The following is a 15,977-nucleotide window of genomic DNA, read 5'->3' on the forward strand; positions in this document are numbered from 1 at the left end:
CCGGCCGAGCTTCGGACGGGACCCACAGCTTCGGCAGCGGTGGCGCGACGCGCGCCCCTTCTCCCTCCGGGCTCAGCATGCGCAGCCCTCCCGTCCGCTTCTTCGCGCACGGGTCGGCGACCGCCTCAGCCGGTGCCGGTCAGCACCACCGGCTCCGGAGTCTGCGCCTGCCGCCGGATCACCAGCGCCATCAGCGCCGCCGTCGCGCACAGCGCCCCCGACGCGTACCAGACCATGTCGTACGAGCCGAACACATCGCGCGCCACACCGCCCAGGAACGCCACCAGTGCCGCGCCGACCTGGTGGGAGGCGAGGACCCAGCCGAAGACGATCGCACTGTCGTCGCCGTACTGCTCGCGGCACAGGGCCAGCGTCGGCGGGACCGTGGCCACCCAGTCCAGGCCGTAGAACACGATGAAGAAGACCATCGGCGGGTGCACCGTCGACGCCATCAGCATCGGCAGGAAGAGCAGCGAGACGCCGCGCAGAGCGTAGTAGACGGCGAGGAGCCGGCGGGCGTCGAAGCGGTCGGTGAGCCAGCCGGAGAAAATCGTGCCGATGATGTCGAAGACCCCGATGACGGCGAGCAGCGAGGCGGCTGCCGTGATGGGCATGCCGTGGTCGTGGGCCGACGGCACGAAGTGCGTACGGATCAGGCCGTTGGTCGAGGCGCCGCAGATCGCGAACGTGCCCGCGAGCAGCCAGAACGGTCCGGTGCGGGCGGCGTCGAACAGGACGCGTACGGTACGGGCCGCCGCGCCCCGGGCGGGCGCCGGCTTCTCCACGTACGAGCCGCCGTAGGGGGCCAGGCCCACATCGGCCGGGTGGTCGCGCATCAGGAGCCAGACGAACGGGACGACGACGAGCGCGGCCAGCGCGACGGTCACCGAGGCCGGGCGCCAGCCGTGCTCCTCGACGATCCAGGCGCACAGCGGCAGGAAGACCAGCTGCCCGGAGGCGCCGGCCGCGGTGAGGATGCCGGTGACCAGGCCGCGCCTGGCGACGAACCAGCGGTTGGTCACCGTGGCCGAGAAGGCCAACGCCATCGAGCCGGTGCCGAGGCCGACGAGCAGGCCCCAATAGATCATCAGCTGCCAGGAAGCCGTCATCCAGACACTGGCCAGGGCCCCCGCCGCGACCGTGGACAGGGCCACGACGACGACCCGGCGGATGCCGAACCGGTCCATCAGCGCGGCGGCGAACGGCGCGGTCAGTCCGTACAGCGCCATGTCGATCGAGACGGCCAGCCCGATCTCCCCGCGTGACCAGCCGAACTCCGTGTGCAGCGGGTCGATGAGGAGGCCGGGCAGGGAGTTGAACGCGGCGCCGCCGATGATCGTCACGAACGTGACGACGGCGACGATCCAGGCACGGTGGATGCGCAGGCGGGACGGCTTGCGGTCGGCCGGGCGGGCGTCGTCCTGCGTGGGACCTGCGGCGGCGCTATCGGTTGTCTGGGTCACGTCACCCAGCATCCGGTCCCGGGCCATGTCCTCACGAGTGGCCCGAGGGACATCGTTCGTAGGGATCGGGCCATGAGGGAAGGCGTACGATCATCCGTCGGCCGGGACGAACGCTCACCCGGCCGAATGAGACGGACGAGCCGATCGCACCGGGGGATCTCATGCAATGGGTCGCGCGTCAGCAGTTCCATCACCGTTCCGCGCTGATGCAGGCGTGGGGCGCCGGACTGCTGCTCATCGCCGCCGGGCTCTGGATCTGGCTGGCGTTCCTGCTGGTGGATCAGGCGGATGCGTACTGCTACCGCGTCACCATGCAGTGCACGGTGGTGTCGGAACTGCCCAAGCAGCTCACCGTCCTGGCGGTCTCCGGACCGCTCTCCGTCCTCGGCTCCGCGCTGCTCGTCGGTGGCAGTGTGCGCAGGCAGATCAGTGCGCATGTCTTCCAGGTCATCGAGATGCAGAAGTCCGAGGAGCGGGACCGGCAGAAGCGCTGACGGTCGTCGGCCCGGCCGGACTGCAGCCGTCCGGGCAGCCGCCACGCGGTGCGCGGCCCGGACCCCCGCCGCGGTTGCCCGGCTCACCCGATCCGCTCCAGGCGGCGGATCGGGCGGGCCGCGAGCAGCACCCCCACCACCAGCGCGTTGATCACCGCTCCGGCCAGCAGCACTTCCGAAGCGCCCACCGCGTCCGCGACCGGTCCCGCCAACGCGCGGCCCGCCGCCAGCATCAGCAGGGAACCCGCCACGTCGTAGGCGTGCAGCCGGTTCAGGGCCTCCGGCGGGACGTGCGTCTGGACCGTCGTCGACCACATCACCAGCCAGAACGCGAACACCGCGCCCGCCACGAACTGCCCGGCCCCCAGCGCGAACACCGGCATCCCGAGGCCGAGCACCACCAGATTCACGCACACCCCGGTCAGGGCGATCGCGCCCGCCGCGAGCGGTCGGCGGGGTCTCAGCCGCAGGGCCAGCAGGCCGCCGAGCACGCTGCCCGCGCCGTTCACCGCCATCATCACCCCGTAAGTGCCCGAGCCGTGTGCCTCGGTGACCTCGACCGCGGTCAGCGGGAGCATCGGGCCCATCACAGTGAAGCCGTACACCGTCCAGATCGCGATCACCCCCCACAGCCAGCTGCGCGCCCTGAATTCCCGCCAGCCATCAACCAGTTCGGCGACGAATGTGCCGCGTGGCGCCTCGTCGGACGGCATCGGGGCGAGACGCATCAGGAAGAGACAGACGCCGGAGACCGCGAACGTCGACGCGTTCGCCGCGTACACCGCTCCGGCGCTCGCCAGCCCGACCAGCAGCCCCGCGAAGGCGGGGCCGGCCATGGTCATCAGCGCCTCGGAGACTCGGAGCACCGCGTTGCCGCGCTGCACGTCGAGCGCCACCCGGGGCACCGTCGATGCGACGCCCGGCTGGAAGAGCGCGGCGCCGACGCCGGCCACCGAACTCAGTGCGTACACCGCCCACAGCGGCGGGTTGCCGGTGGCGAAGGAGATGGCCAGCACGGATGCCCCGACCAGCCGCAGCGCGTCGGCGATGATCATCATCCGGCGCGGGGTGAACCGGTCCGCCAGTACACCGCCGAAGAGCACGAAGAGCGCCAGCGGCCCCATCCAGGCGGCCAGCGCGAAGCCCACGGAGGAGTGCGGCCGGCCGGCCCCCAGCAGACCCGCGGTGAGCGCCACCGGGATCATGCCGTCGCCGAAGAGCGCGGCGGTACGGGCGATGAAGAAGAGCCGGAAGTTACGGTTCCAGAGCTCACTTCCCGGTCGGTCGTCGTCCCATCGCGCAACCAGCGGCGGCAAGGAAGCCGTAGGGCCGAGGAGGGACGAAGGGGATGGGGCGCTCTCACGGGTCGCGCCGGGAATGCACTCGTGCTCTGCTGACTTTTCCTTCACGTCAGTGACATGTATCAGTTTAAGGTCTATACCACTAGGGGTGAAGGGAGTCCGCCATGCGGCATCGAGTCGTCGTCCTGGCCCTCGACGGGCTGCTCCCTTTCGAACTGGGCATCCCACAAAGGATCTTCGGCCTGGCACGCGGTTCCGAGGCCGGAGACCAAGGCCGGAAGCTGTACGAAGTCGTAACCTGTTCCGTCCGCCCACCGGGACCGGTCGCCACCGACGCGGACTTCACCATCGCCGTCGAGCGCGGCCCCGAGGCGCTGGCCATCGCCGACACGGTCGTCATCCCCTCCTCCTACGAACTCGGCCCCGTCTACGAGGAGGGCAGGCTGACGGACGCGCTGACCACCGCGCTCGCGTACATCAGGCCCGGCACCCGGCTCGTCTCGATCTGCACGGGCAGTTACGTGCTTGCCGCCGCCGGGCGTCTCGACGGACGCCCCGCCACCACGCACTGGTCGTCCGCCGACCACTTCCAGCAGCTGTTCCCGCGGGTCCGGGTCGACCCCGACGTGCTGTTCATCGACGACGGGGACGTCCTCACATCCGCCGGGGTCGCCGCCGGGATCGACCTCTGCCTGCACATCGTGCGCCGCGACCACGGCACAGCCGTCGCCAATGACGTCGCCCGCCGCACGGTCGTACCGCCGCACCGCGACGGCGGGCAGGCCCAGTACATCCAACGCCCGGTCCCCGAGACACAGTTCGCGACCACGACGAGCGCTCGAGCCTGGGCGCTCGGGCGGCTCGACCGGCCGATCCTGCTGCGCGACATGGCGCAACAGGAGTCGATGAGCGTACGGACGTTCACGCGCCGGTTCCGGGAGGAGGTCGGGATCAGTCCCGGGCAGTGGCTGACCCAGCAGCGGGTGGAGCGGGCACGGGGGCTGCTGGAGACCACGGACCTGTCGATCGACCAGGTGGCACGGGAAGCGGGGTTCGGGACGGCCACGTCGCTGCGCCAGCACATCCAGGCGGCGTTGGGCGTGTCACCGACGATGTACCGGCGGACGTTCCGCGCGGGGGCGGGCGGTCGGTGAGGGCGGCGCGGATGCGGATGCGGCGCCCGAGGAGCTAGAACACCAGCACGCCGCGGGCCACCCGCCCGTGGTGCGCGTCGTCCGCCGCCTTCGCGAAGTCCTCCACCGGGTAGGTCTCCGTCACCAGCTCGTCGAGGAGCAGCCGGCCGTCCCGGTACAGGTCCGCGTAGAGCGCGATGTCGCGCTGCGGGCGCGAGGAACCGTACCGGCAGCCCAGGATCGACTTGTCCAGATACATCGACGAGACGAGGAACGACGCCTCCGCCGTCGCCGCCGGGACACCCAGCAGGACCGCCTGGCCGTGCCGGTCCAGGAGGTCGATCGCCTGCCGGATCAGTTCCGTGCGGCCCACGCACTCGAAGGCGTGGTCGGCGCCGGTCGGCAGGATCTCGCGCACGCCGTCCGCCGACGGCAGGAAGTGCGTCGCGCCGAACTGCCGTGCCACCGCCTCCTTCGCCGGGTTGGCGTCCACCGCGACGATCGTCAGCGCGCCCGCGATCCGCGCGCCCTGGATCACATTGAGCCCGATGCCGCCGGTGCCGATCACGACGACCGTGTCGCCGCGGTCGACCTTCGCCCGGTTGAGCACGGCGCCGACTCCCGTCAGCACACCGCAGCCGATCAGGGCGGCCGACGTCAGCGGGATGTCGGCGGGGATCTTCACCGCCTGCACGGCCTTGACGAGGGTCCGTTCGGCGAAGGCCGAGTTGGAGGCGAACTGGTACAGCGGCTTGCCGCCCCGCGAGAAAGGCTGTCCGGGCATCCCGATCGCCTTGCGGCACATCGTCGGCCTGCCCCGGTCGCACTGGGCGCAGGCGCCGCAGCTGGCCAGCGTGGACAGCGAGACATGGTCGCCGGGCGCGACATGCGTGACGCCCGCGCCGATCGCCTCCACCACACCCGCACCCTCGTGCCCGAGCACCACCGGCAGCGGGAACGGAATGGTCCCGTCCACGACCGACAGATCGCTGTGGCACAGGCCGGCGGCTGCCACCGCGACGAGCACCTCGCCGGGTCCCGGGTCGCGTATCTCCAGGTCGTCGACGACCTCGGTCTGCTTGCCGTCGAAGACGACGCCTCTCATCTCGGCTCCCTCGGTAGGCCGAGCACCCGCTCGGCGATGATGTTCCGCTGGATCTCGTCCGAGCCGCCGTAGATGGTGTCGGACCGGGTGAACAGGAACAGGCGCTGTGCCTCGTCGAGTTCGTACGGTGTGGTGGGCGACCAGTCGTCCGGGCCCACGGCTGCGGCGGCGCCCCTGATCTCCACGGCGAGCTCGCCGAGCCGTTTGTGCCAGCCGCCCCAGAGCAGCTTGGCGACGCTCGGGGCGCCCGCGTCGCCGGAACCGCCCAGGGTGCGCAGGGCGTTCCAGCGCATGGTCTTCAGCTCGGCCCACTGCCGGACGAGCCGTTCGCGCAGTACGGCGTCGGCGACCGCACCGCCGGCGACGGCGGCCCGGACCACACGGTCCAGCTCGGCGGCGAAACCGATCTGCTGGACCAGGGTGGAGACGCCGCGCTCCAGGGCCAGCAGCCCCATGGCGACGGTCCAGCCGTTGCCCTCGCCGCCGACCACCTCCTCGGCGAGCGCGCCGTCGAAGAAGACCTCGTTGAACTCGCTCGTCCCGGACATCTGGCGTATCGGGCGCACCTCGACACGGCCCGGCTGGTCCATCGGCACCAGCAGGAACGACAGTCCGTGGTGGCGCTGCGAGCCCGGGGTGGTGCGGGCGAGGACGAAGCACCAGTCGGCGTCCTGAGCGAGCGAGGTCCAGATCTTCTGGCCGGTGACGATGTACCGGCCGGTACCGTCCGGCACGGCGCCGGTCCGCACCCCGGCGAGATCGGAGCCGGCGCCGGGTTCGCTGTAGCCCTGGCACCAGAGCTCTTCGCCCCGGGCGACGGCGGGGAGGAACCGCTGCTTCTGCGAGTCGGTCCCGTACGCGATGAGGGTGGGGGCGAGGAGGTTCTCTCCGATGTGGCCGACGCGGGCGGGGGCGGTGGTACGCGCGTACTCCTCCGCCCAGGCGACCTGCTGGGTGAGGGTGGCGGGCCGGTTTCCGTAGCCGGCTGTCCCGGTGTCCCAACCGAGGCCGATCCAGCCGGCGCGGCCCAGCTCCTGCTCCCAGGCGCGGCCGCCCTCGGTGGCGCAGGGCTGTGCGAGGTGGGCCTCCAGCCAGGACCGGGCCTCCCGGCGGAAGGCGTCGTCCGCCGCGTCGAACGCGAAGTCCATGTCCACTCCTTGGGGTCGGGCGGAAAATCCAGCCCCTCCGTCGATCGAGGAGCGGGGTCCGGGGCGGAGCCCCGGTGGGAGGTCACGCGTTGGGCCTCGCCTTCGCCGCCGCCGCGGCCGCCATCGCCTCCAGTTGCGCCAGCATCGGCATCGGATCCACCCCCACCGTCCCCGGCAGGAAGTCGGCGATCCGCTCCGGCGTCCAGGCCCCCTCCGCGTACCCCGCCCGCAGTTCCCTCGGCTGCGCCCAGACCGCGATCTTCGGGCCGGCGATCGTGTAGACCTGACCGGTGATCTTCTCCTCGCGGGCCCGATCGCTCAGCAGGTAGACGACGAGTGCGGCCACGTCCTCCGGTTCGCCGATCTCCTTCAGTTCCATCGGGACGTTCGCGGACATCCGGGTCCGGGCCACCGGGGCGACCGCGTTCGCCGTGACGCCGTACTTGTGCAGGCCGAGCGCCGCGCTCCGGACGAGCGAGATGATCCCGCCCTTGGCGGCGCTGTAGTTGGCCTGGGCGACGCTGCCCTGATGGTTGCCGCTGGTGAAGCCGACCAGTGTGCCGCCGCCGTCCTGCTTCCGCATGACTGCCGAGGCCGCCCGGAAGACGGTGAAGGTGCCCTTCAGGTGGGTGGCGACGACGGCGTCCCACTCCTCCTCGGACATGTTGAACAGCATCCGTTCGCGCAGGATCCCGGCCACGCAGACGACCCCGTCGATCCGCCCGAACCGCGCCAGCGCCGTGTCCACGATCCGCTGTCCGCCCGCCATCGTGGAGATGTCGTCGGCGACCGCGACGGCCTCGCCGCCCGCCGCCTCGATCTCCTTGACGACGGACTCGGCTATCTCGCTGCTCGGTTCGCCGCCCTCGATGGAGACGCCGTGGTCGTTGACGACGACGCGGGCCCCCTGTGCCGCCGCGGCCAGCGCGACCGCCCGTCCGATGCCACGGCCGGCACCGGTCACGGCCACCACCTTGCCTGCCAAGAAGTTCCCCATGCCCGGCCCCTTCCCACGGTTTCTGACGGACCGTTAGATTTTACGGGCAGTCGGCTCCGTCAGCACAAGACCGGCGACCCATCGATTCCAGGAGGCCCCATGCCACTGCCGGCCGAGTTCCACGAGATCGCCAAGCGCGTGAACAACTGGGGGCGCTGGGGCGCGGAGGACGAGATCGGGACGCTCAACCTGATCACCGACGCGGTGCTACGGGACGCGGCGACGACCGTCCGCACCGGGCAGCGGATCCCTCTCGCGCTCGCCCTCCAGCAGGACGGCGTGCAGAGCGGGCTGATTCCGGGACGGGTCAATCCACTGCATTCGATGGTCCAGATCAATCAGGAGATCTTCGGCCCCGGCACGGTCGCCACCAGCGACGACGTCGTGACGCTCGGCCTGCAGGCGGCCACCCACTGGGACGCGCTCACGCACGCCTCGCACTCCGGGAGGATCTACAACGGCCGCCCCGCCGCCACCGTCACCGCGCACGGCGGCGCACAGTTCAGCTCCATCGCCGCACCCCCGCACCTCGTCTCACGCGGCGTACTGCTGGATGTGGCGCGCGCCCGGGGCGTGGACCGGCTGCCCGGCGACCACGCCGTGACCCCGGAGGACCTGGACGCGGCGGAGGAGTTCGGCGGGATCCGGGTCCGGGCCGGTGACATCGTCCTCGTACGGACCGGGCAGATCCAGGTCTATCTGGCGGGCGACAAGCACGCGTATGCCTATCCGTCGCCCGGCCTGTCGATCCGGACGCCCGAGTGGTTCCACGCGCGCGATGTCGCCGCGGTCGCCAATGACACACTGACCTTCGAGATCTTCCCGCCGGAGATCGAGGATCTGTGGCTGGGTGTGCATGCGCTGGACCTGGTCGAGATGGGCATGCTGCAGGGCCAGAACTGGAATCTGGAAGGGCTGTCCACAGCCTGTGCGGAGGCGAAGCGCTACAGCTTTCTGCTCTCCGCGATGCCGGAACCGTTCGTCGGTGCCACCGGCACCCCGGTCGCCCCGGTGGCCGTCCTGTGACCTCTATGCGGGATGGGTGACGACGGCGGGCGACGGCTCATGCACGCCGACCCCGTACGCCCCCGCCTGCATCTGGACCTGCATCACGGGCGTCCCGCGGTCCACCTCGCACCAGATCTGCTTGCCGGCGCCTTCCGGCTGCCAGCCCCAGCGGTCGGCGAGGCCGTCGACCAGCTCCAGGCCCCGGCCGCCGGTGTCCTCGCCCGCCGCGTGCCGCTGCTGCGGCGGGCGGCAACTGGTGTCGGCCACCTCGACCCGTACGGTCCCGGCCGTCCCCGCCGTTTCGGCCGCGCCGAACAGCATGCGCAGCACGGCCGGACAGCCGGTATGGACGACCGCGTTGGTGACCAGCTCCGAGATCAGCAGGATGAGCGTCTCGGCCAGCGGCTCGTCGTCCCTTATCCCGGACCCGATCAGTCTCGACCGCGCCCACCTGCGGGCCCGCCCGACCTCTGCGGGATCCGGCCCGACCTCCAACTGAACCTGAAGCACCTGCACCGCTCACACCATCCGAACCGGCGGACACATCGCCTCGCGCCTCCTCAGGATCACGGAACGTGATTCCCTTACGAGACAGCATGGTTGACGTACAGTCACCGCAACAAGCGCTTCGGGCATATTCCAGCGCGAAAGAGTACGCGTGGTGCATACTGTGCGACGCACGCTGCGGGGGGTCGAACAGAAGCACACAGAGGGCGAGGGAATCGCCCCACGGGCGGGCCCGGCGCTTCTGACGGGAACGCGAGCAGGGCACCTCGGCCGGACCGGAGTCGCCCCACGGGCAACACCCGGATCGCCAGGTTCCACAACCACTCGCATCCAACGGAGCGTACCCGAGCCGATGGCAACTGCGGCCCGTGACGAATCACGCAAAGGACACAAGCCGGTATCGGCACTTACCGACTGCACTGTGTAACTCCGCAGCGTGAAGTTCAGGGGTCTTTCGCGTGACATGCATGCACTCGGCACCCATCGTCCCGACCCCAGCCGCACCCGTACCCGGTCAGCCCTCGGTCTGCCGGCGCTCAGCACAGATCGGCCGCAAGCGCCTCCTCGGCCTCGGCCGCCGTCAGCCACTGTCCGGCCCGCAGCCACGCCCGCTTGAGGTGCAGATGCACGTCCGCCTCCCAGGTGAAGCCCATCCCGCCATGCACCTGGAGGCAGTCCCGCGCATTGCGGACGGCCGCCTCGTCGGCGAGCAGTTTCGCGCCGGCGATCTCGACCGGGTCCGCGGTCACGGCCGCCGCGTACACCGCGGCACGGGCCAGCTCGGCACGTACCAGCATCTGCGCGCACAGGTGTTTGACCGCCTGGAAGGCGCCGATCGGCGAGCCGAACTGCTCGCGCCCACGGGCGTGTTGAACAGCCATCTCGGTGGTGCGGGCGGCGCTGCCGAGCTGCTCGGCAGCGGCCAACAGGATGCCTTCGCGCCGGAACCGCGCCGCCCCGGCCCCGGGCAGGGGGTCGCCGAACGTGGCCGGGGCCGTCACACGGTGCAGCGGCGTGAGCGGATCGAGTGCTCGTACGGGGCGGGCGGCGCCCCGTACGAGCGCGCGCAGCGCAGCCCCCTCCAGCACCCGCACCTCCCCGCCCACCAGGGCGATCAGTGCGTCCGCCGCGCCCAGGTGGGCGACCGGGCGGCCCTCGTCCAGCACCGCGACCACCGTCCCGCCCTCCGCCGCCCCCTTCACCGCACCGGCGGCGAGATGCGTGGCCGCCAGCGGCCCAGGCAGCAGCACCCGCCCCGCCTCCTCGAACAGCAGGACGGCCTCGGGCAGCCCCAGCCCCACCCCGCCCTCCGCCTCCGGCAGTCGCAGTGCGAAGAACCCGGCCGCGCCCAGCTCTCCCCACACCACCCGGTCGACGTCCGTGCCCGCGTCGAGCGCCGCCCGCATCCGGTCCCTGCCGAAGCGGCCGGCGAGCAGCTCCCGTATCCCGGCCCGCAGGGCCCGCTGGTCGTCCGAAAGCTGGAAGTCCACAGTCCGCTCAGCGCCCCTTCGGCAGGCCGAGGATCCGCTCGGCGACGATGTTCTGCTGGATCTGCGAGGTGCCCGCGGCGATCGTGTACGAGAGCGAGGTCAGCCGGTCCAGGACCCACTCCCGGTCCAGATCGGCCCCGTCCGCGCCGAGCACCTCGGCCGCCGCGTCGTACAGCTCCTGGCGGGCCTGCGAGTAGCGCAGCTTGAAGACCGAGCCGCCGGTGCCGGGCACGCCACCGCCGGCCCCGGCCCGCTGCGCCTCGCTGACGTTCCACTGGGTGAGCCGCCACAGCGCCCGGAATTCGGCGTTCAGCCTGCCGAGCGTCCTGCGCAGCACCGGGTCGTCCCAGCGGCCGTTCGCCCGGGCCTCGGCAGCCAGGGCGGCCAGGGTGCGACGGCAGGCGACGACCTCGCCGACGAACGCCGTACCACGCTCGAAGGAGAGGGTGACCATGGTGACCCGCCAGCCGTCGTTCTCCGCGCCGACCCGGTGGGAGACCGGCACCCGCACCTCGTCGAGGAACATCTCGGCGAATTCGGTGGACCCGGCGAGCGTGCGCAGGGGGCGGACGGTGACGCCGGGGGCGTCCATCCGCATCGCGAGCCAGCTGATCCCGCGGTGTTTCGGCGCGGCCGGATCCGTGCGCACGAGCAGCTCGCACCAGTCGGCGACCTCCGCGTGCGAGGTCCAGATCTTCTGGCCGCTGACCACGTAGTGGTCGCCGTCGCGGACCGCCCGGGTCCGCAGCGATGCCAGGTCGGAGCCCGCTTCCGGTTCGCTGAACCCCTGGCACCAGATCTCGTCGCCGCGCAGGACCGGCGGCAGCCAGCGGGCCCGCTGCTCGGCCGTGCCCTCGGTGGCGATCGTCGGCCCGGCGTGCAGCAGTCCGACGAAGTTCGCGCCGACGTACGGCGCCCCGGCCCTCTCCGTCTCCTCCAGGAAGATCAGGTGCTGTGTGGGGGTGGCGCCCCGTCCGCCCGCGTCGACGGGCCAGTGCAGGCCCGCGTACCCGGCGTCGTGCAGCATCCGCTGCCAGGCGGTGTCGTACGCCCGCCGCCCCGGCCAGTCGTCGGGACGGGGCTTGGCGGGCAGTCCGGGCAGCACGTCGCCGAGCCACTCCCGCAGCCGCGCCCGGAACTCATCCTCCTCGGGCGTGTACGACAGATCCGTCACTTGCCGAGGTCCCGGTCGAGATCCAGGCCCAGCATCCGGATCGCGTTTCCGCGCATCAGTTTGTAGACGGTCTCGTCGTCCAGTCCCTTGACGTGGTCGAGGGCGACCTCCTTCGTGTGCGGAAAGGTCGAGTCGACGTGCGGGTAGTCGGTCTCGAACGTCGCGTTGTCCCGCCCGACCACATCGAGCGACGCGACACCGTGCTTGTCGCGGAAGAAGCAGCAGAACATCTGCCGGTAGTAGTACGTCGACGGCGGCTCGGGGATCAGATCGCGCACCCCGCCCCACGCCCGGTGCTCCTCCCACACGTCGTCTGCGCGCTCCAGGGCGTACGGGATCCACCCCATCTGGCCCTCGCTGTAGGCGAGCTTCAGCCGCGGGTACTTCACCAGCACCCCGCTGAACAGGAAGTCCATCATCGAGGCCATCGCGTTGTTGAAGGAGAGCGAGGCCTGTACGGCGGGCGGGGCGTCCGGCGAGGCGGCCGGCATCTGCGAGCTGGACCCGATGTGCATGTTGACGACCGTGCCGGTCTCCTGGCAGATCGCGAAGAACGGGTCCCAGTGGCCGGTGTGGATCGACGGCAGCCCGAGATGGGTCGGGATCTCGGAGAAGGTCACCGCCCGCACCCCGCGCGCGGCGTTCCGCTTGATCTCCGCGACCGCCAGGTCGATGTCCCAGAGCGGGATGATGCAGAGCGGGATCAGCCGGCCGCCGCTGTCGCCGCACCACTCCTCCACCATCCAGTCGTTGTAGGCGCGGACACACGCAACCGCCACCTCTTTGTCCTGCGCCTCGGCGAAGGTCTGGCCACAGAAGCGCGGGAAGGTGGGGAAGCAGAGCGACGCCTCGACGTGGTTGAGGTCCATGTCCTTGAGCCGTTCGACCGGGTCCCAGCAGCCCCGGCGCATCTCGGCGCGGGTGATGCCCTCCAGCGTCATGTCGTCGCGGTCGAAGCCGACGGCGGCGATGTTCCGCTTGTACGGGAACTTCAGGTCCTCGTAGATCCACCAGTCGGTCGGCGGGCCGTCCGGATCCATGGTGATGACGTATTTTCCGCCCGTGTACGCCAGCTCGCCGATGCCCGCGGTGAGCGGCTGCGGACCGCGGTCGCGGTACTGGGCGGGCAGCCAGGTCGAGAAGAGGTGCGGCGGCTCGATCACATGGTCGTCGACGCTGACGATCCGAGGCAGTTCCGTCATGGTGTCCCCTTCGGCGCACACGGCTCGTACCGGATGCGTGTCCGGTACGCATCCGATACGCATCTGATGACCCGTCAGATTCAGTTCGGCTCCCAGGCTAGCTCCGCACCCCTGGACCGACAAGGCGCGGCGCTCTACGCTCTCCGCACGATCTGACTACCCGTCAGCTACGAGGGAGCGGGGAACGCAGTGAACGAGACCGCACACGCCCTGGGCGCATCGGCCACCTTCTGGGAGCTCATCGAGCGCCGCGCCGCGCTGACCCCGGACCGTCCCGTCCTCCTCCAGGACGACCGCTCCCTCACCTTCGGCGAGCTGCGCGAGCGCTGCGAGCGGGTCGCGGCCGGGCTGTACGGGCTGGGGGTGCGCCCCGGCAGTGTGGTCGCCTGGCAGTTGCCGACCCGCCTCGAAACGGCGCTGCTCTCCTTCGCCCTCACCCGGATCGGGGCCGTCCAGACACCCGTCATCCCGTTCTACCGGGACCGCGAGGTGGGGTTCGCGCTGCGCGAGTCGAAGGCCGGCTTCTTCGCCGTACCCGGCACCTGGCGCGGCTTCGACCACACGGCGATGGCGCATCGGCTGGCCGCGGAGCTGGACCGTCCGCCGCTGATATTCGAGGCGTACGACCAGCTGCCGGACGCCGACCCGGCGGTGCTGCCCGCACCGCCCACCGACGGCACGGCGGTGCGCTGGATCTACTGGACGTCGGGGACGACCTCCGATCCGAAGGGCGTCCTGCACACCGACCGCAGCCTGATCGCGGGCGGCTCGTGCCTGGCCCACGCGCTGCATCTGTCGGCCGACGACATCGGCTCGATGGCATTCCCGTTCGCCCATATCGCCGGGCCGGACTACACCGTGATGCTGCTGCTCTACGGCTTCCCGGCGGTCCTTTTCGAGCAGTTCGCCATGCCCGGCGCGCTGGACGCCTACCGGCGCCACGGAGTGACGGTCGCGGGCGGCTCGACCGCGTTCTACTCGATGTTCCTGACCGAACAGCGCAAGGACCCCACGGCCAGGGTGGTCCCCACCCTGCGGCTGCTGGCGGGCGGCGGGGCGCCGAAGCCGCCGGAGATCTACCACGCGGTCGTACGGGAGATGGGCGTCCAGCTCACCCACGGCTACGGCATGACCGAGGTCCCCATGATCACCATGGGCGCCCCGGACGACACGGTGGAGCACCTCGCCGAGACGGAGGGCCGGCCGCCCGAGGGCATGGAGATACGGATCACCGACGAGGACGGCAAGCCGCTGCCGTACGGCACGGACGGCGAGGTACGGCTGCGCGGGGAGGCCGTCTGCCGGGGCTATCTGGACGCGGACGCGACACGGCACGCCTTCGACGGGGACGGCTTCCTCATCACCGGTGATGTCGGCCGTCTCCGGAGGAGCGGCCATCTGGTCCTCACCGGCCGGCTCAAGGACATCATCATCCGCAAGGGCGAGAACATCTCCGCCAAGGAGATCGAGGACCTCCTCCACCGCCACCCCGGCGTGGCCGACGCGGCCGTGATCGGCCTGCCGGACAGGGAGCGCGGGGAACGCGTCTGCGCGGTCGTCGAGCAGCCGGCCGGGGCCGGGACGCTGACGCTGGCGGAGCTCGCCGGGTATCTGCGCACGGAGGGTCTCGCGGTGCACAAGCTGCCCGAGCAGCTGGAGGTGGTGGACGCGCTGCCGCGCAACGAGACGCTGCGCAAAGTACTCAAGTACAAGCTGCGCGAGCAGTTCTCCTGACACGCGCACACGGGACACACCCCCGCGGTCCGCCGGGACACACCCCGCGGACCGCGGGAGAGACCCCCGCGAACACGCAGGACACCCCACCCCGGCGCGCCGGGGGTGGGGCCGGGTGGGGCCACGGCGAGGAGGCCACGCACCCGGCCCGGTCAGTGGGGCGCTGCGGACCGATCCGAGGGAATGGCCCTACGCGTCCGGTTCGATCACCGTGAAGTAGACGGCGAACGCGGCCACCGCGTCCTCCTCGGCGATCCGGCCATCATGGTCCGCATCCAGGCTCCGTGCCGCCAGGCTCGCCGATTCGGCACTCGCACCGAGCACCTTCAGCGCACGTTCCACGGCCGGTACCGAGGCCGCTCCGTTGTCGTCGTTGTCGGCCACGGCGATCGCCGCGCGCAGGAACGGGCGGGCGATCTCCGCGAAGCGCTCGGGGCTGTCGCGCAGCCGTTTCACGGCCCCGCCCACGAACTCCTCACGGGTGACGCGTTGGTCCCCGTCCACATCGGCGATGCCCGCCATGCCCTGCCAGAAGGCCTCGGCCCCGGTGTAGAGCGCCTGGCCCTTGTCAGAGCGGGCCGTCGTACCGAATTCGGCGAGCAGACGGGCCGCGGCGGCATTGAAATCGGCGCGATCGATGTATCCGTTGCCGTCCTGGTCGAAGGCGGCGAACCGGAAAGCGATCTTGCGCTCGTACTCTGCGCTGTCCATGCGGGGAGCGTACGACGCCGAAGGGCGTCACGTGTCACTTACGCGCGCCACCGGTGTTACAACCTGGTCTTAACGCCGGGTGGCGGGTACGTTTCAGGCCGAGAGCGGTTGGGCTTCTTCGTCGACGGCCGCGTCCCGGTCGGGGTAGACCTCGAACAGCCGTCGCACCCCGAGGGCGGCCAGCACCCGGTTGACGTGGGAGCCCTCCTCGGCGCCGCGGGCGGGCAGGATCAGTCGCAGCCGGCCGCCGCAGGAACGCATCAGGCGGCGGGCGGCGACCAGCACGCCGACGCCGCTGGAATCGCAGAACAGCACCTCGGAGAGGTCGAGCACCACATCGTGCCGCCCGAAGGCGACCGCGTCGTGGATGCTCTGGCGGACGACCGGCGACGTCACCAGATCGAGTTCGCCGTATATGCGCAGTACGGTCCATGGGCCCTGCTCGGTCTCGGCCACTTGCAGAGTCACGCAACTCGGCCTCTCGTTCCAGGGATCCCAGAGATCCGGAAG

15 protein-coding genes are annotated in these 15,977 nt (G+C 71.1%); 4 read left to right on the plus strand and 11 right to left on the minus strand.

Annotation, left to right across the window (positions count from 1 at the left end):
* Positions 1 to 125: 125 nt before the first annotated feature.
* Complete coding sequence (locus tag ACWCP8_RS03945; RefSeq protein ID WP_451114041.1) at positions 126 to 1,463, minus strand: MFS transporter; 1,338 nt, start codon at positions 1,461 to 1,463, stop codon at positions 126 to 128.
* Positions 1,464 to 1,624: 161 nt separating this feature from the next.
* Here ACWCP8_RS03945 and ACWCP8_RS03950 point away from each other — a divergent pair, with 161 nt between their 5' ends.
* Positions 1,625 to 1,957: a hypothetical protein gene (locus tag ACWCP8_RS03950; protein WP_451114042.1), complete on the plus strand. Its 333-nt coding sequence runs from the start codon at positions 1,625 to 1,627 to the stop codon at positions 1,955 to 1,957.
* 83 nt (positions 1,958 to 2,040) lie between these two features.
* On the opposite strand, the gene ACWCP8_RS03955 is transcribed toward ACWCP8_RS03950, so the two are convergent.
* Positions 2,041 to 3,273 carry an MFS transporter gene (locus tag ACWCP8_RS03955; RefSeq protein WP_451114043.1) on the minus strand — a complete coding sequence of 411 codons (1,233 nt, stop codon included), beginning with the start codon at positions 3,271 to 3,273 and terminating at the stop codon, positions 2,041 to 2,043.
* A 149-nt stretch (positions 3,274 to 3,422) separates the two neighbouring features.
* On the opposite strand from ACWCP8_RS03955, the gene ACWCP8_RS03960 reads away from it, so the two are divergent.
* On the plus strand, positions 3,423 to 4,412 hold the full coding sequence (locus ACWCP8_RS03960; RefSeq protein WP_352265857.1) for a GlxA family transcriptional regulator: 990 nt from the start codon (positions 3,423 to 3,425) through the stop codon (positions 4,410 to 4,412).
* Between the two features lie 34 nt (positions 4,413 to 4,446).
* Here ACWCP8_RS03960 and ACWCP8_RS03965 read toward each other — a convergent pair whose 3' ends face one another.
* The 3 genes from ACWCP8_RS03965 to ACWCP8_RS03975 form a co-directional block, all read right to left on the minus strand.
* Positions 4,447 to 5,496, minus strand: a complete 1,050-nt coding sequence (locus ACWCP8_RS03965) for a Zn-dependent alcohol dehydrogenase (RefSeq protein WP_352265858.1) — start codon at positions 5,494 to 5,496, stop codon at positions 4,447 to 4,449.
* A complete protein-coding gene (locus ACWCP8_RS03970; RefSeq protein WP_451114044.1) occupies positions 5,493 to 6,644 on the minus strand; it encodes an acyl-CoA dehydrogenase family protein in 1,152 nt (383 codons plus the stop codon). Before ACWCP8_RS03970 ends, ACWCP8_RS03965 begins: the two co-directional genes overlap by 4 nt.
* Positions 6,645 to 6,726: 82 nt before the next feature.
* Positions 6,727 to 7,641 carry an SDR family oxidoreductase gene (locus ACWCP8_RS03975; protein ID WP_451114045.1) on the minus strand — a complete coding sequence of 305 codons (915 nt, stop codon included), beginning with the start codon at positions 7,639 to 7,641 and terminating at the stop codon, positions 6,727 to 6,729.
* Between the two features lie 99 nt (positions 7,642 to 7,740).
* Here ACWCP8_RS03975 and ACWCP8_RS03980 point away from each other — a divergent pair, with 99 nt between their 5' ends.
* Complete coding sequence (locus tag ACWCP8_RS03980; RefSeq protein ID WP_451114046.1) at positions 7,741 to 8,667, plus strand: cyclase family protein; 927 nt, start codon at positions 7,741 to 7,743, stop codon at positions 8,665 to 8,667.
* Between the two features lie 3 nt (positions 8,668 to 8,670).
* On the opposite strand, the gene ACWCP8_RS03985 is transcribed toward ACWCP8_RS03980, so the two are convergent.
* The 4 genes from ACWCP8_RS03985 to ACWCP8_RS04000 form a co-directional block, all read right to left on the minus strand.
* Complete coding sequence (locus tag ACWCP8_RS03985) at positions 8,671 to 9,165, minus strand: ATP-binding protein (protein ID WP_352265866.1); 495 nt, start codon at positions 9,163 to 9,165, stop codon at positions 8,671 to 8,673.
* A 527-nt stretch (positions 9,166 to 9,692) separates the two neighbouring features.
* Complete coding sequence (locus ACWCP8_RS03990) at positions 9,693 to 10,646, minus strand: acyl-CoA dehydrogenase family protein (RefSeq protein ID WP_451114047.1); 954 nt, start codon at positions 10,644 to 10,646, stop codon at positions 9,693 to 9,695.
* Between the two features lie 7 nt (positions 10,647 to 10,653).
* On the minus strand, positions 10,654 to 11,820 hold the full coding sequence (locus tag ACWCP8_RS03995) for an acyl-CoA dehydrogenase family protein (protein WP_451114048.1): 1,167 nt from the start codon (positions 11,818 to 11,820) through the stop codon (positions 10,654 to 10,656).
* Complete coding sequence (locus tag ACWCP8_RS04000; protein ID WP_352265872.1) at positions 11,817 to 13,022, minus strand: amidohydrolase family protein; 1,206 nt, start codon at positions 13,020 to 13,022, stop codon at positions 11,817 to 11,819. The genes ACWCP8_RS03995 and ACWCP8_RS04000 overlap by 4 nt, the downstream gene beginning before the upstream one ends.
* Positions 13,023 to 13,211: 189 nt before the next feature.
* Here ACWCP8_RS04000 and ACWCP8_RS04005 point away from each other — a divergent pair, with 189 nt between their 5' ends.
* Positions 13,212 to 14,756, plus strand: coding sequence for a class I adenylate-forming enzyme family protein (locus tag ACWCP8_RS04005; protein ID WP_352265874.1), 1,545 nt, complete (start codon positions 13,212 to 13,214; stop codon positions 14,754 to 14,756).
* Between the two features lie 189 nt (positions 14,757 to 14,945).
* Here the strand turns inward: ACWCP8_RS04005 and ACWCP8_RS04010 are convergent, their stop codons facing one another.
* On the minus strand, positions 14,946 to 15,467 hold the full coding sequence (locus ACWCP8_RS04010) for an EF-hand domain-containing protein (protein ID WP_352265876.1): 522 nt from the start codon (positions 15,465 to 15,467) through the stop codon (positions 14,946 to 14,948).
* A gap of 93 nt (positions 15,468 to 15,560) precedes the next feature.
* Positions 15,561 to 15,935 (minus strand): STAS domain-containing protein, encoded by a 375-nt coding sequence (locus ACWCP8_RS04015; RefSeq protein WP_030926424.1) that lies wholly within the window; start codon positions 15,933 to 15,935, stop codon positions 15,561 to 15,563.
* Positions 15,936 to 15,977 lie beyond the last annotated feature (42 nt).

Source organism: Streptomyces sp. NPDC002206 (assembly GCF_053593595.1).